This is a genomic window from Paenibacillus taichungensis (assembly GCF_003287275.1).
Classification (GTDB): Bacteria; Bacillota; Bacilli; order Paenibacillales; family Paenibacillaceae; genus Paenibacillus; species Paenibacillus taichungensis_A.
In genome coordinates this window covers 1-15,648 of record NZ_QEVW01000017.1, presented here as the reverse complement: position 1 = coordinate 15,648, position 15,648 = coordinate 1, and the positions used below count along the sequence as shown (strand labels likewise).

At 45.8% G+C, this 15,648-nt stretch carries 19 protein-coding genes; 18 read left to right on the top strand and 1 reads right to left on the bottom strand.

From position 1 onward, the window contains the following. The first annotated feature begins 25 nt into the window (after positions 1-25). The 17 genes from uptA to DC345_RS24040 all read left to right on the top strand — a co-directional run bounded on the left by uptA (position 26) and on the right by DC345_RS24040 (position 13,663). Entirely contained in the window at positions 26-640 is a 615-nt protein-coding gene (uptA, locus tag DC345_RS24125; RefSeq protein ID WP_113055372.1) for an undecaprenyl phosphate transporter UptA, read from the top strand. Between the two features lie 2 nt (positions 641-642). After that, positions 643-1,212 carry a thioredoxin family protein gene (locus DC345_RS24120; protein WP_113055371.1) on the top strand — a complete coding sequence of 190 codons (570 nt, stop codon included), beginning with the start codon at positions 643-645 and terminating at the stop codon, positions 1,210-1,212. A gap of 6 nt (positions 1,213-1,218) precedes the next feature. Continuing rightward, positions 1,219-1,851 (top strand): MBL fold metallo-hydrolase, encoded by a 633-nt coding sequence (locus tag DC345_RS24115; RefSeq protein ID WP_113055370.1) that lies wholly within the window; start codon positions 1,219-1,221, stop codon positions 1,849-1,851. 344 nt (positions 1,852-2,195) lie between these two features. Next, entirely contained in the window at positions 2,196-2,447 is a 252-nt protein-coding gene (locus DC345_RS24110; RefSeq protein WP_146752156.1) for a hypothetical protein, read from the top strand. Positions 2,448-2,554: 107 nt separating this feature from the next. After that, positions 2,555-3,082 (top strand): RNA polymerase sigma factor SigY, encoded by a 528-nt coding sequence (gene sigY / locus DC345_RS24105; RefSeq protein WP_113055490.1) that lies wholly within the window; start codon positions 2,555-2,557, stop codon positions 3,080-3,082. Positions 3,083-3,084: 2 nt separating this feature from the next. Further along, complete coding sequence (locus DC345_RS24100; RefSeq protein ID WP_113055368.1) at positions 3,085-3,420, top strand: YxlC family protein; 336 nt, start codon at positions 3,085-3,087, stop codon at positions 3,418-3,420. Beyond that, a complete protein-coding gene (locus tag DC345_RS24095; protein ID WP_113055367.1) occupies positions 3,413-3,646 on the top strand; it encodes a hypothetical protein in 234 nt (77 codons plus the stop codon). The genes DC345_RS24100 and DC345_RS24095 overlap by 8 nt, the downstream gene beginning before the upstream one ends. A 130-nt stretch (positions 3,647-3,776) precedes the next feature. Beyond that, positions 3,777-4,160 carry a hypothetical protein gene (locus DC345_RS24090; RefSeq protein ID WP_024631336.1) on the top strand — a complete coding sequence of 128 codons (384 nt, stop codon included), beginning with the start codon at positions 3,777-3,779 and terminating at the stop codon, positions 4,158-4,160. A 302-nt stretch (positions 4,161-4,462) separates the two neighbouring features. After that, a complete protein-coding gene (gene gatC / locus DC345_RS24080) occupies positions 4,463-4,750 on the top strand; it encodes an Asp-tRNA(Asn)/Glu-tRNA(Gln) amidotransferase subunit GatC (protein ID WP_063566618.1) in 288 nt (95 codons plus the stop codon). 27 nt (positions 4,751-4,777) lie between these two features. Beyond that, positions 4,778-6,235 (top strand): Asp-tRNA(Asn)/Glu-tRNA(Gln) amidotransferase subunit GatA, encoded by a 1,458-nt coding sequence (gene gatA / locus DC345_RS24075; protein WP_064640573.1) that lies wholly within the window; start codon positions 4,778-4,780, stop codon positions 6,233-6,235. Positions 6,236-6,261: 26 nt separating this feature from the next. Beyond that, complete coding sequence (gene gatB, locus DC345_RS24070; RefSeq protein ID WP_113055365.1) at positions 6,262-7,701, top strand: Asp-tRNA(Asn)/Glu-tRNA(Gln) amidotransferase subunit GatB; 1,440 nt, start codon at positions 6,262-6,264, stop codon at positions 7,699-7,701. Positions 7,702-7,821: 120 nt separating this feature from the next. Beyond that, a complete protein-coding gene (locus tag DC345_RS24065) occupies positions 7,822-8,286 on the top strand; it encodes a GNAT family N-acetyltransferase (protein WP_113055364.1) in 465 nt (154 codons plus the stop codon). 33 nt (positions 8,287-8,319) lie between these two features. After that, positions 8,320-9,030, top strand: coding sequence for an MgtC/SapB family protein (locus DC345_RS24060; protein WP_113055363.1), 711 nt, complete (start codon positions 8,320-8,322; stop codon positions 9,028-9,030). Between the two features lie 144 nt (positions 9,031-9,174). After that, a complete protein-coding gene (locus tag DC345_RS24055) occupies positions 9,175-9,768 on the top strand; it encodes a hypothetical protein (RefSeq protein WP_113055362.1) in 594 nt (197 codons plus the stop codon). 26 nt (positions 9,769-9,794) lie between these two features. After that, positions 9,795-11,195, top strand: coding sequence for a DUF4097 family beta strand repeat-containing protein (locus DC345_RS24050; RefSeq protein WP_113055361.1), 1,401 nt, complete (start codon positions 9,795-9,797; stop codon positions 11,193-11,195). A 175-nt stretch (positions 11,196-11,370) separates the two neighbouring features. After that, positions 11,371-11,793, top strand: coding sequence for a peroxide-responsive transcriptional repressor PerR (gene perR, locus DC345_RS24045; RefSeq protein ID WP_024631328.1), 423 nt, complete (start codon positions 11,371-11,373; stop codon positions 11,791-11,793). A gap of 136 nt (positions 11,794-11,929) precedes the next feature. Then, positions 11,930-13,663 carry a glycosyl hydrolase family 18 protein gene (locus DC345_RS24040; protein WP_113055360.1) on the top strand — a complete coding sequence of 578 codons (1,734 nt, stop codon included), beginning with the start codon at positions 11,930-11,932 and terminating at the stop codon, positions 13,661-13,663. Between the two features lie 131 nt (positions 13,664-13,794). Here DC345_RS24040 and DC345_RS24035 read toward each other — a convergent pair whose 3' ends face one another. Beyond that, positions 13,795-14,199 carry a YgzB family protein gene (locus tag DC345_RS24035; protein ID WP_113055359.1) on the bottom strand — a complete coding sequence of 135 codons (405 nt, stop codon included), beginning with the start codon at positions 14,197-14,199 and terminating at the stop codon, positions 13,795-13,797. A 122-nt stretch (positions 14,200-14,321) separates the two neighbouring features. Here DC345_RS24035 and DC345_RS24030 point away from each other — a divergent pair, with 122 nt between their 5' ends. After that, positions 14,322-15,203 carry a nucleotidyltransferase-like protein gene (locus DC345_RS24030; RefSeq protein WP_258530781.1) on the top strand — a complete coding sequence of 294 codons (882 nt, stop codon included), beginning with the start codon at positions 14,322-14,324 and terminating at the stop codon, positions 15,201-15,203. Positions 15,204-15,648 lie beyond the last annotated feature (445 nt).

The window sequence follows — 15,648 nt, the reverse complement described above, 5'->3', positions numbered from 1 at the left end:
ATCAGGATGAAGAAAGAGGGTCGAGATGGACGTTATTCATAACATTGTCAATCAATTATTCGATTGGATTCAGAGTCTTGGATACTTTGGAATTATGCTTGGACTAATGCTTGAAGTTATTCCGAGTGAAATTGTACTGGCATATGGAGGTTTTCTCGTTTCACAAGGCCATATTAATTTTTTCGGTGCAATGATTTTTGGTACCGTGGGCGGTGTCATAGCCCAGCTATTTATTTACTGGATTGGCCGTTATGGTGGAAGACCTGTACTTGAACGCTACGGAAAATACATATTGATCCAGAAAAAGCACATCGACCATTCCGAAGAGTGGTTCCGCAAGTATGGGACGGGTGTCATTTTCACGGCGCGTTTTGTTCCGGTCGTAAGACATGCCATATCGATTCCTGCCGGTATATCCAAAATGCATACGGGTCGATTTATTTTGTTGACAACCCTCGCTGTTATACCTTGGTCTGCATTGTTTATATATTTAGGGATGATACTTGGAGATCAATGGCAACATATCAACGAGAAAGCGGCACCTTATATTATGCCGATTCTGCTCGTTGCTCTCGCACTTATGATTATTTATGTACTTATTAAATGGATGAATGCTCGTAAAAAGAAGGGAAGTGTCTAGTTATGGGAAAACCAAACTTGTCTCACAAATTCGGTAAAGGTCTGCCACCGAAAGAATTCATTGAGAGCATGACGAAGAACCAAAGTGAGTTTCAGGCAAACTATGACAGCTTTGCATGGCCAAGCGAGGATGATCGTGAATTTTTCGAAAGCTTGAATCACCGCGATGATTTGCGTGTGTTAATTTTGGCTGCTGACTGGTGTGGCGACGTGGTACGTAATGTTCCGGTCGTATTCCAGGCGCTGGAAATCTCCGGGATTCCGACAGAAGTTCTTATTTTGGAAAATCACCCTGAAGTGATGGATGAGTTCCTTACGATGGGCGGACGCTCTGTCCCTGTCGTTATTTTTGCAGATACGGGCGGACATGTACTGGGTCAATGGGGACCTCGCCCGCAACATGTGCAGGAAGTTATGGTTGAATTTAAACGTCTCAACCCAGACCGTGAAGCAGCAGATTATCAGGATAATTTGGCTGTTGCACGTCAAGAGATTGGTAAACGTTATGGGGAAGGAACGGAGTCAAATGCAGCTATTATTCGTGAGCTGCGTGAACTGATTTCGGGTTACTGAGCCGATATGCTTAACATTCGTACATTTTCTTTGGGTCCGCTCCAGACCAATGCGTATCTGTTGCAGGGCGATGATCCAGGTAAAGCCGTAATCATTGACCCTGGAATGAATCCGGGCCCATTGCTCAAAGCCATTCAGGACCTGGAGATCGAAGCGATTCTGCTTACTCACGCGCATTTTGATCATATGGGCGGCGTGGATGAAGTTCGCAAATTGAAAGGTTGTCCCGTTTATTTGCATGACTTGGAGAGCGATTGGCTCACGACGCCAAAATTGAATGGTTCTTTGAACTGGCCGCAGGCTACCCCGCCGCTATCGACAGATCCAGCTGAATATGCCTTGGATGAAGGACAGACTTTGAACTTTATTGGCCATACGTTCAAAGTGTATCATACACCAGGACACTCACCAGGCAGTGTAAGTTTACTATGTGGTGATGATCTGTTTGCAGGTGATGTTCTGTTCCGGATGGGTGTAGGCAGAACGGATCTGACCGGAGGCCGTGAACGGGATCTGATTGATTCAATCCAGAACAAGTTGTACACCTTCTCGGATGAGGTCAAGGTGTATCCAGGTCATGGTCCCAAAACGACAATCGGTTATGAGAAGAAGAACAATCCATACGTGTCTGCAAGATGATCCGACAATTTATGTGAAGAATGTCTGGACAAGTGACAACTTTTTCATTAGAATAGCAATTAGTTGTTACAAACGTTAAAGCACCATCTAACTGAAGCAGTACAAAGAAACACCCTAACTTGCGAAGCACGCAGACTGTGGTCTATACCCGGTTTGCGTTCTTTTTTTGTTTTCAGCCACTTTTTTATCAAAGTTACACCCCGTTTAGCCCTACATACAGATCGTTGACAAGTATCTACAGAAGATCGTTCTAGTCCATTTAGCAAGTCGAATTATAATAAGATTGAGATGATAAGAGTCGGAAGAATTATGAAACAATAGCTAATGAGAGCGAGGAATTAGAAGTGGAGAAAAAGCGAGTGATTCAGTTGGGACAACGTGCCGAGAACCTGATCATCGAAGAGAACCGTCGAGCAATGGAAAGTGGCAGAATAGAAGCAGTTACCCAACGTCCTCAACTACATAACTACATGAACAATGAGATGAATCCAATCAAGGATCAACAGCAGAATATATGGAGAAGTCATTTATTAAGCAGCGGAGCTCGCAACCAACCGTGGTTCGACAAACTGCAAGATTACCGAAATGAAGTCTGATTGCCCGGGAAATTGTCGGCTTCAGATTTTTTTTGGATTGAATTGAACGTTTTTGCAGAGCCTGTCGTAATAACATAAGACTGAGCGGAGAGCAGGTGATGATTCAGATGGAGGCAGCCGAACTGGAAGAGGTACAGAGAGCGATACAGGGGGATGACAGTGCACTGGCAGAACTGCTGCAACGTCACTACGCCTTTGTGTATAAGTATCTTGTCAAAGTAACGATGGACCCCAACGTTGCTGAGGAGACAGTGCAGGATACGATGATTCGATGTATGGAAAATATTCATAGATACGATGGCTCGTCTGCCTTTTCGTCATGGATGATTACAATTGCCACCCGTATATATATCGACAAGACTAGGCGCAGACGAAGAGAACAGATTTGGCTGGAAGCAATTCGTAATCAGGCTGTACGGAAATTGCGGTGGCAATTTGAGAGCCGGAATGAAGAATGGACAGATGTCATGGATGCCATGACAAGGTTAACCCCAGAACATCGTATTGCCGTCCTGCTGAAGCATTATTATGGTTATGGCTATGATGAAATTGGTGAAATGCTAGGTATTCCATCCGGAACGGCGAAGTCTCGAACTGCCTATGGTCTTCGTCAATTGAGAAAGGAGCTGGGTTGAGCATGAGCAGATCTGAGGAACAGGATGAACAAGAGATTCTGATGCGAATGCAACAACAGATGAAAGTGCTCGATGATGCGTATGAGCCTGTAAACATTCCTTCCTTAGCCTCCATTGAAGCCCAAGTTAAGGAACGAAAACAAATGAAACGACGAGCCAATCGGATTGAAATGATTTTGTTCTGGATTGTGGGGCTGTTCATTATCGCTTTTGGTGTCTTGCTGTTCCATTCGGCTCCAGCTCTATATTTGGGTATCCAGGCGATCAACTTGTGCGCAGCGATTGCCGTGGCAATAATCTGGTCAGGGCGACGCCGGAAGGAGACTCATCATGAATGATCTGCATTATTCTTTAAATGAGATTCCACTCGTATGGCTTATTCTGATTGCCGTTCTTTTGCTAATACAGGGAACATGGATCTTTCAGGATGCACGCAGGCGTGGCCGTTTCCCCTGGTTATGGGGATTGTGGGGCATCACCGGATTTCCAACACCTTTGATCATATATTGGTTCATTGTGGTGCGAGCAGATCGCAGACCTCCTAAGCGAACATCGGACAAATGATAGAGTTTACGGTTTGGAAAAAAAGATTTTGCACAAATGTTTTGTTTAATTCTAGTAATCGTAGACATCGCTATTCTTTTCTAGTAGACTATACAAATAATAAAAAGATAGACTACCAGGAGGTTAGACGATGCTGCGATTAGGAGAGAAGGTTGTCATCGTCGCGGATGCGTTTGAGCAGAATCTTCCTGTGGGGGAATATGGTTTCATCATCGCTTATGACCGGAATCCGGACAATGCGTTCGATTACGTGCTTCGAGTGCCGCAGGTGAATCGGAACTTTTTTGTTCCATCCGGCGACGTCGATCTAGAAGAGGTTCTGCTGAAGCAGGAAGCTGAGCGGGTCGAGCGAGAAGCGTTGATAGATTACGCCCTTGCGACACACAATGAGAAACTGTTTCATCATCTGATGAACGGAGATTTTCAAGCTGTGGAAGAGGAAGAGGAAACCGCGAACGATGTTATGTCACAGGCGGATTTTATAAAGCAGGTTAACCTGCGTGCATGGATTTAAAATTTGAAGAGTCGGCTGATGCCGGCTCTTTTTTGATTAGATTAGAAAGTCTGAACGTTAAAGCCCTCATTATCCTAGTTATGCGTGTAAAAATTCAGTTGATTAGGTTTCAAAATGTGTCTAAGGGAAGACTCCATCGTTTGGGGTTATTTTGCATATTCGGTAACTCGGGTCATTTGCATTGAATTGTCGAACTATCTCACCTATAATGAAAAAAGTTATCTTGGGACTTTAGCCCGTTAAACGGACGATTCGTTTTCGGCGGTTTCAGGAATTAGAACGAATGAAGGAGGCATCCGGAAATGAGTATTTCGAATAATGACGTTCAGCATGTGGCCAAGCTGGCCCGGCTTAATTTGACTGCTGAAGAAGAGCAGACCCTGACAGGACAGCTGAACGCGATTTTAAAATATGCTGAGAAGCTGAATGAACTGGATACAGAGAACATTGAGCCAACCACTCACGTGCTGCACGTCAGCAATGTGATGCGTGAAGATGAGACGAAGGAAAGTCTGTCGATTGAACAGGTCATGCGCAATGCACCAGATGAAGAAGACGGGCAATTCAAAGTGCCTGCTGTAATGGAATAACGGATAACCGGAAGGAGGACGAATTACGTGAGTTTATTTGAACAATCGTTGCCGGAGATACATAACAAGCTGCACGCCAAGGAGCTGTCGGTCAGCGATCTGGTGAATCAGGCATATCAGAACATTGGTGAACGGGATGAGAAGGTTAAGGCTTATCTGGCACTGGATGAAGAGCAGGCGCGTGCACGTGCACGTCAACTCGATGATCGTCTTGTCAGCGGTGAGGAGAAGGGTTTGCTTTTCGGTCTGCCTGTCGGCATTAAGGACAACATCGTTACGAACGGACTGCGCACAACATGCGGCAGCCAGTTTTTGCGCAATTTCGACCCGGTGTATGATGCAACGGTTGTCGAGAAGCTGAAAGCGGCGGATACCGTGACGATCGGGAAGCTGAACATGGACGAATTCGCCATGGGCGGCTCCAATGAAAATTCAAGTTTCTATCCGGTACGTAACCCTTGGGCACTCGATCGTGTTCCAGGCGGTTCTAGTGGTGGATCTGCTGCGGCTGTTGCGGCAGGAGAAGCTTATTTCACATTGGGATCAGATACAGGGGGCTCCATCAGACAGCCTGCTTCCTATTGCGGTGTTGTCGGTTTGAAACCTACCTACGGACTCGTTTCCCGCTTTGGTCTGGTTGCATTCGCATCTTCCCTGGATCAAATTGGACCTTTGACGAAAAATGTCGAGGACTCTGCCTATGTGCTGCAAGCCATTGCTGGCTATGACGCCAAAGATTCGACATCCGCGAAAGTGGATATCCCGGATTACTTGAGTGGACTGACCGGGGATGTCAAAGGACTTCGCATTGCTGTTCCGAAGGAATACATTGGTGAAGGCGTTGATCCTCAAGTTAAAGAAACCGTCCTGTCTGCTCTGAAAGTCCTCGAAGGACTCGGCGCAACATGGGAAGAAGTATCCCTTCCGCATACCGAATATGCGGTAGCTACGTATTATCTTCTCGCTTCCTCGGAGGCTTCTTCGAACCTGGCTCGTTTTGACGGTGTGCGTTATGGTGTTCGTGCAGACAATCCGGAGAACTTGCTGGATCTGTATCACCAGTCTCGCAGTCAAGGTTTTGGTCCCGAAGTGAAACGACGCATCATGCTTGGAACCTATGCGCTCAGTTCAGGTTACTACGATGCGTATTATTTGAAAGCCCAAAAAGTGCGTACGTTGATCAAACAGGATTTCGACGACGTATTTGCCAAATATGATGTCATCATTGGGCCAACTGCGCCAACAACGGCATTTAAACTCGGTTCCCAGGTCGATGACCCACTTACGATGTATCTCAATGATATTCTGACTATCCCTGTCAGCCTGGCTGGTGTACCTGCAGTTAGCATCCCTTGCGGATTCTCGGACGGACTGCCTGTTGGTATGCAGATTATCGGTAAAGCCTTTGATGAAACGACCGTACTGCGCGTAGCGCATGCGTTTGAACAAAATACGGAATTCCACAAGCAGCGTCCGCAGCTGTAGACTGCCCGGAACGGAGGAATATAGAAATGTCCGCATCTAAATATGAAACGGTCGTTGGACTTGAAGTCCATGTCGAGTTGCATACAAACTCCAAAATCTTTTGCGGCTGCTCCACTGCCTTTGGAGCTCCGCCCAATACACATACTTGTCCGGTCTGTCTCGGACATCCAGGCGTATTGCCTGTGTTGAATCGCCAAGCTGTAGATTATGCGATGAAAGCGGCCATGGCCCTTAACTGTACCATTGCTGATGTCAGCAAGTTTGACCGCAAAAACTACTTCTATCCCGATTCTCCGAAGGCTTATCAGATCTCACAATTCGATCAACCGATTGGTGAGAACGGCTGGATAGATATCGAGGTCAACGGTGAAACAAAGCGAATTGGCATTACGCGTCTTCATCTGGAAGAAGATGCAGGGAAGCTTACCCACGTGGATGGCGGCTATGCTTCATTGGTCGATTTCAACCGTGTTGGTACTCCGTTGGTAGAGATTGTGTCCGAGCCGGAGATTTCTTCTCCGGAGGAAGCACGTGCATATCTGGAGAAATTGCGTGCGATCATGCAGTACTGTGATGTATCCGACGTGAAGATGGAAGAAGGCTCACTGCGTTGTGATGCCAACATTAGTTTGCGTCCGCATGGACAGGAGAAGCTGGGAACGAGAGCCGAACTGAAAAACATGAACTCCTTCCGGGGCGTTCAACGTGGTCTGGAATATGAACAGTATCGCCAAGCGGAAATTTTGGACGATGGCGGCGAAGTAGTTCAGGAAACTCGTCGCTGGGATGAGGCTCAAGGGAAAACATTGTCGATGCGTGGTAAAGAGCAGGCGCATGACTATCGTTATTTCCCAGATCCGGACTTGGTGAAGCTGCATATTGATTCAGCCTGGAAAGAACGGATCAAAGCTTCCATACCGGAGCTTCCTGACGAGCGTAAAGCCCGTTATACCGCTGATTATGGACTGCCTAATTATGATGCGGAGGTTATTACCTCTTCCAAAGCCGTCGCTGATCTTTTTGAAGACAGTCTGAAATACACCAAGGATGCCAAAGCCGTATCCAACTGGATTATGGGTGATTTGCTTGGTTATTTGAATACCAGCAACCTTGAATTGACCCAGGTACCACTGACTGGCCAAGGTCTGGGTGAGATGATTGGACTGCTCGAAAAAGGTACAATTAACAGTAAAATCGCCAAAACAGTATTTAAGGAAATGCTCGAGAGCGGCAAGCTTCCACAGCAAATTGTCGAAGAGAAAGGTCTGGTTCAGATTAGTGACTCAGGTGCCATTCTCGCCATTGTGGAGCAGGTTGTTGCGAACAACCCGCAATCCGTGGAAGATTACAAGGCTGGTAAGCAGAAGGCTATTGGCTTCCTCGTTGGTCAAGTCATGAAAGAAAGCAAAGGCAAAGCCAATCCGGGACTAGCCAATCAACTGCTTACAGATGTACTGAACCGCTAATCCATCCGGTGAGGCCGGACAGAAAGAGGCTCGTCCCTGTGACAGCCTCTTTTTGTTAGGGGCATAAGTTTGATTGCATTGTCCGGGATTCAGTGACATACAAAGGAGATGAGGTAGGTTATGAAGATTCAATCTTTGTCATTGAGTGATCTGGAGACAGTAGGGCAGCTCTGGCGACTGCAGCATGTAGCTTATCGGCTCGAGGCCGAAATCATCGGATTTCAGGAGATTCCGCCTTTGATGGATACGATGGAGACGCTGCAGAACTGTGGGGAGACCTTCTATGGCTACTTGGACACGGATGGTGAATTGCTTGGTGCGGTTGCAGTGGATGAGGAAGAGATCAACACGCTAACGATCACACGAATGATGGTGCACCCTGATCATTTTCGTAAAGGAATTGCTGCTGCGTTGATGACACATGTATTTGAACAGTATCCGGATCTTCCGCGTTATATCGTTTCCACAGGAACGTTGAACCAGCCAGCCGTGAAATTGTATACCAAATTCGGATTTAAACCCGTGGAAGTTGTGCAGATTGCACCAGGAGTGGAATTAACGACATTTCATAAGAATAAAGATTAATGATGTGAACAACTTGGAGGAGGAGTACCGGCTTTGGGCAATCCCTGGTTCATAGATGAGTGGCACATTTTATTACGATTATTACTGGCTATGCTGCTTGGAGGGCTTGTAGGTCTAGAGCGGGAGCGTTCCAATCATGCTGCCGGTCTGCGTACCCATATTCTGGTATGTCTTGGATCTGCACTAATTATGATGTTATCTGTTTATGGTTTTAAAGATTTTGCAAATGAATTAAACGTAAGGATTGATCCGGCCCGTCTGGCTACAGCCGTTATTACTGGCGTAGGTTTTCTCGGAGCGGGTACGATTCTTTTTACCGGCAAGTCGATTACCGGACTGACAACAGCAGCTTCCATTTGGGTTGTCGCAGCCATCGGACTGGCAACAGGCGCGGGATTCTTTTTTGCCTCCATCGTGTCAACAGTCTTGGTATTACTTAACCTCTGGGTATTCAATAAGTTGGAGCTTAGGTATATCCGTGGAAACAAACTGCATGTGGTTACCCTTCATACCTTGTCTGAGCCCGGTTTTCTGGAACAGGTATCTTCATTTATGGAGCAGGAGAAGATCAAAATCCGTAAAATAACGGTTAATGAACAGGATTTGGCTTATGCAGAGATGATATCAGTTGAACGCAAAATTGAAATTGTGTTGCATGTCTACATGCCTCATGAGTTCAGTGCAGTGCAGCTTGTATCCAAGTTAAGACAGTGGGAACATGTAACGAAAGTGTCAGTCGAATAATTGAATTAAACCCTCTGAGGCCTTTAGTGTCGGAGGGTTTTTGCTCATAACCATATTTCTTCCAGTTACTCTCCTGGCTCTTTAGGGTACTATCTAACCAAATGCATGAAGAGCGGGAACATCCCCGGAAGAAAGGAGTCGTTTATGAAACGGAAACGTCAGTCGAACAATAATTCCAGCGGAAAGCGTGGAAAACCTGTCCGCAATCGGACCCACAAGTTTATTGCCGGGTTACTAAGTGCGGTTATTCCGGGTCTGGGCCATATTTATCTCCGGCTATACATGAGAGGTCTGACTTTCATGATGCTTGTGCTTCTGGACCTGTCAGCACTTTTGTATTTCTCAACTATTGGAATACAGATCAATGTACCATTGCTTATCCTGCTGGCATTGTTTATTCCCGTGATTTACTTTTACAATGTATTCGACGTATTGCAATCTGCGGACTGGGTGATGATGCGCAGGAGAAGAGCGGTTACGCACAATAGCTCGGACAAGCCCATCCCTAACGAACGTTCTGCAGGGGAAGCTATGATGGTGTGGGAGAGAGGCATTTCGTTTGGACTGCTTCTGATTGTAGGAGGGTCGTTGCTGGTATTGTTCTTTCGCAAACCACGTTGGTTTAAAGAGCTAATCGCTGTGTATGGCGGATATACATTTGCTGTTCTGATGATCATAGGAGGACTAATCCTTTTCGGACGGGAAATCTGGGTCATGCTTCGCAAGAAGAAAATCTAGTGTGAACTATTCAAGGAGGGATAGCCATGAACCGTAAAGTCCGGGTCGGCCGCTATACGGCTGCCGCCTTAATCGTAGCTGTCGGTGTGCTGTTGATTTTGGATAAACGGTGGGGAACGGACTATGTATATGAGATGGTCGATTGGTGGCCCCTCTTGCTCATTGTGTTAGGTGTGGAATACATACTGTTGTTCTTAGTGACACGTCGAAGAGGGAATGTAGATGCAAACAACCAGGGTGAGAAAATTAAAATGCGTTTCAGACCCGATGCTAAGGGCATCCTGACGTCCCTTGTCCTGACGGCTTCTGTATTTATCGTTTCAGAGCAGGATCACTATATGCATTTGTGGAACAGGGTGAGTCTCAATCTGGGGGCTGCATCCATGGACTACAGTCAGGCAGCTGGATATATGGAAGATAAGGGCACGATTCGGGTGCCTGTAGGTATGGATACGTCGGACCTAGTTGTTGAGGGCGTGAACGGGGATATCTCGGTACAGCGGGGGGACACGGAAGAGATTGAAGTGCGCACGGTAGTTTGGGTGGATCAGACAACTGAAGTACAGGCCAAAGCAGTGGCAGACGCTTCCTTTGTTGAGGCAGACGGTACAAAAGTGATTCATATCAAGACTACAGGCAAAACGTATGGAGAGAACGAGAAAACACAGCCGCGGATGAATATCACCATAACGATTCCGGATGATCGTCGTTTCAATCTCGATATTCGAACGTCCAATGGAGCCATATTGTTGAATCGTCCGGAAGCTATTAGTACCATTTTGGCTGAGACCGGAAATGGACGAATTCGAATTACGAATGCAGTAGGTGATATTTCGGGTAAAACGCTGAATGGTGATGTCGTTGTGGCAAACGCGATCGGAAATGTGGACTTGAACAGTAATCGAGGAGACATGAAGGCCCGTGGGGTTTCTGGAAATGTGAACCTGACTACACAAGTCGGAAGTATTAACATCACGGACTCCGTCGGAGAGATCACGGCGGATACCCGAAACGGAAATATCAGTGTAGACGGCGCAAGTTTGGCAGTTAAAGCTCAATCCCTCAATGGCAGTATAAGTATTGTATCCGCCAAAGTAGGCGGTGACTGGGACGTTTATAGCGCTGTAGGTGCTATTAACATTTTGATTCCGGAGCGGGGGGATTATAGTCTCAGTGGTTCCAGCAGTTATGGAGATCTGCAAACGGATCTGCCGTTTAAAGTGAAGAATAAAACGATTGAGGGTCAGCTTGGTGAAGGAGAATATACGGTTAAAGTTGAAGGTAACAGCGACCTCACTATTGATCGTAATCCTGCAGTGCCTCCTGTTGGAACGAATTCGCTGGATCCGGAAAATACGGATGATAACTTGGAACAAATGTCCGAAGAAGGACAGAATTCCCAAGACCAAACGTCCGAAGTTCCCTGACTGACGCGTTGACAATAAACTTGCAATCGCCGTACAATAAATATAAACTGGCAAGGTTACACGGCAGGGAAAATGTATAGTCGTTGTTCCAGCCGAGGATCAACTCTGAATGAAGAGCACATGTGATCATACATTCTGTCTCTGCAGAGTAATGAAAGGTAAGGCGGTGGGTTTTATGGCAACACGTGTCCAACATGCGTTGGAGCATCTGAAAACGACCGGTGTCCGTATTACACCCCAGCGTCATGCCATATTGAACTATCTGATGGAATCCATGGGGCATCCAACAGCCGATGAAATTTACCGTGCGCTTGAACCCCAGTTTCCCAGTATGAGCGTGGCGACTGTATATAACAATTTGAAGATGTTTCTGGAAGCCGGCATGGTTAGGGAATTGACATACGGAGATAATTCAAGCCGCTTCGATGCCAATGTGACGGATCATTACCATGTTATTTGTGATAAATGCGGCAAAATTGAAGACTTCAGTTATCCTTCTTTAAAGAGCGTGGAGCTCCAGGCGGAGTCAAGTACAGGATTTGAAGTACATGGTCACCGATTGGAAGTATATGGAGTTTGTAAAAGTTGCAGGGATTAAGAGAGTTGAATTACAATATTAACGTGCAGAATTCAGTTTGGATTCTTCACGTTTTTTGTTTTTAGGACGATAGAATGTATATAGTCTCAGCAAATTAGCTATTTCATGATTCAGCATGATTAACGGAGGTAGACGTTTGAGTAGAAAAAGCAGATATACACGTCAGAAGCGCCGCTCGTTCTGGCCTGGATTTTTAGCTGCCTGTGTTGTCGCAGGTGGTGCTTATTGGCTAATAACGAATGTTTGGCTTAATCAGATTCAGGAAGACCCCGACTGGATTGGCATGAATCAACCTATTTTTGTGGACGGACAGCTGATGGATGGTGAAGCCTCAGGGACGGGAGATCAGCTTAAGTTGCCTGTATCAGTGCTGCAAGAGGCGATCGATTCCGGAATACGATATGAAGCTGACACAGGAGATATCATACTTGCAACACCGCAGCGAGTACTCCATATGAAGGAAGGCAGTACGAAGGCGGAACTTAATCATCGAGATTATCCCATGACGGTTAAACCGGAGGTGGTTGGCGGAGAAACTTATATTCCGCTCAAACCATTGAAAGAAGTGTATGGAATAGCTATACAAGAAGATGCTACAACGGGTGCGGTGCTGCTGATGCGTGGAGGTGACACCATTCAGTATGCGGAGATTAATACATTGTCTTCCAAGGCGGACAAAACGGTTCCATTGTACAAGCGCGGGGGAGAATCTTCTTCTCCCATTATTGCCGATATGGAGCAGGACGCACGAGTAAGGGTATGGCAGACTGGTGATGACCAGAGCTTTGTTCAGTTGGATAATGGTTATGCCGGATACGTGGCTAATAAGTATGTCACTCTTACGGAGAAAAAGGAACTGGACAAGCCTAAATTCACCCTGACCGCGGCGGAGAAAAAGTGGCAGAATAAACCGGTCAACCTGGTTTGGGAAGCCGTATACAATCGACAGCCTGATGTGTCTTCGATTGGCAAGATGCCTGGAGTCAACGTGGTCAGTCCCACGTGGTTCCATATTACAGATGGACAAGGCAGCGTAAAAAGCAAAGGGGACAAAGCATACGTTAACTGGGCTCACCGTTCTGGCATGGAAGTGTGGGGCTTGATGGATAACAGCTTTGATCCGGATATTACGAAAGAAGCCGTATCCTCATATGAGACACGTACGCATATTATTGAGCAGATGCTGGAGTATGCACAGACCTACCATTTAGATGGCATTAACATAGACTTTGAGAACGTCTATACAGACGATGGACCGAATATCACTCAATTTGTCCGCGAAATCAAGGCGATGGCTCGCATTCATGGCTTGATGCTCTCGGTTGATGTAACACCGAAATCGAACAGTGAGATGTGGTCCGCTTTTCTGGATCGCCGCTCGTTAGGCTCTTTTGCCGATTATATTGTCGTTATGGCGTATGACGAGCACTGGGCTGCGAGTCCAAAGGCCGGTTCGGTTGCTTCGCTTCCTTGGACGGAGTCTTCTATGAGAAGGATCCTGGAAGAGGATGAAGTACCATCGAACAAATTGATTATGGCTGTGCCGCTATATACTCGAATCTGGACGGAAGAGACCAATGATCAAGGAGAAGTGAAGGTGTCTTCCAAAGCAGTAGGCATGAACACCATCACAGACCTGATCAAGGATAAGAAACTTAAACCTGTTCTGGATAAACAAAGCGGACAGAATTATGTGGAATATTCCGAAGATGGGGCTACTAAGAAAATTTGGATAGAAGATGCCGTTTCGCTTCAGGCACGTGTTGATTTGGTTGCTTCGTTGAAATTGGGTGGAGTAGCTGCATGGAATCGAAGCTTCGCCAATGCATCGGCATGGGAGACGTTAAAACAAGCAGGGTATTCGAAATAAACATGAAATAACTCTATTGAACTTATATATTAATTAATTAACTAATTTAATGTCTTTCTGAAATTCAAAAAAAGGTCCGGTGAAGATACCGGGCCTTTTTTCTGTCTCTGGGCTTTGATGAAAAAGAGCATCTAGCTGTTGGAACTCATGCCATGATCTGTGTCGGAAGGGGATGGAGATGTGGAATGCGCTTTCAGTTGTGGACTGGTTGTATTGGCCTGATTAGGGTCCAGGGTAAGGATGGTATGACAAAACATACAACGATCCGTCTTGCCGAGCATTTTGGTTAACTTGCCACATTCCGGACAGTCTACTTGTACAGCGCTTGTGGATAGCATACCAGCCCAGAAATAAATGGCCAGACTAGCCATCATGGCAATCAGGCCGATGACGAGTCCCACAGCGGCAAATACTTTGCCCGCGTGTCCCCAGAACACAATTCCGGCAGTTCCCAGTACCATTAGGCCCATGCCTAGCATGGTAAGTAGTAGTCCCCAAGTGCGAAAAGCATTAATTTTTGCTGATTTAAAAATCATGAAAAATGCTCCTATCGTATGAGTAGTATCGGACCTGGATAAGAAGGAAACTTCAGTCTGCATGTAGAATTACATTATAACTGACTTGGCGCTTATCTGCCATGAATTGTATGGAGGGAATCGTGGAACTAAAGAACCTTGCTTTTTTGTCCGAACAGTCGGAAGAGACAGGGGCAGTTGGGGCTATCGCTTATTCCCACCCGGGAGATCGATTCCACGGCTCCCTAATCCAGGATTTTGAATTGCTCGTACTTGTCGTTCATAATACAGACCAGTTAATCTCCAAGGTTGGACACTACAAATATGGTGATCTTCGTTATCAAATGATCTATGTCAGCCGACCTGAACTGCAGAGCAGTGTAATTACGGGGGATAACAATAACATCATGCAGTGCCTGATTGAAGGTGAAATTATTTGGGAAGCGGATAATGCCTTAAGCAATTTACGTGAGGAACTGTCTGCTTTTGGAACTGAATTACGTGAGCAAAAGCTGCTGCATGAATTCGCCAGTTTTTTGAGAATGTATGTGGAAGCCAAACGTTACATTCAAGAGGGACATGTGGTTGATGCTTATTACAATGTGCTAGAAGCTCTGGGGAACTGGGCTAGAATTGTACTTATTGAACAGGGGATCTACCCGGATCATGCCGTCTGGACACATGTGCAGAGTTTGGATCGCGCCTTGTGGAAGCTATATCAGGAGCTTACAGTAAGTTCAGAGACGCTGGAACAGAGAGTCGAGCTTGTGCTGCTTGCTTGTGAATTCTCAGTGATGTCCAAAATGAGTGATTGCTCAGGCTTGCTTCTGCGTGTGCTTGGAAGTCGAAGAGAACCGTGGAGTATGGATGAACTTGTTCATCATCCACAGTTGAGATTTGTACGGGAGGATTTGCCTCTTATCCTTCGCAAACTGGTGTTTCGTTCTATAGTAAAAGAATCGGCAGGATGGCCATCCTTTATAGGAGGAGATGGACGAGAAATCCGCTATTGGATTGAGGCGTAGTTACCCGTGAAGTCTGCCGTTACATGGCTTATGAAGTAGGAGGGGAAACCTTCCTTTTTTGTTTGTTTAATAATTTATAAAAAGAGGTTGACTCTTATTCAGGAAATATGATACATTATATTTCGTTCCTCAAACGAGCTTATCGTCAACAAATGATAAATTCTGCAAAGGAAATAGTGAAGAACGAAAGCCTCAAAAAAGAAATCAAAAAAAGTTCTTGACGAAAACAAACGAAATGTGATATATTATTTAAGTCGCCGCCGAAAACGCGGTTGAGACGAAAAAGAGTAACACAAATCGAGTTTGATCTTTGAAAACTGAACAACGAGTGAGTAACGATCTTGCTTGCAAAATCGACGCTGAGAAATTGGTACAAGTCTTCGGACTGTATGATTTGGAAGCAAAATATATGAGATTTTTAATTTCGTCAGTTTCAAAATGAGCT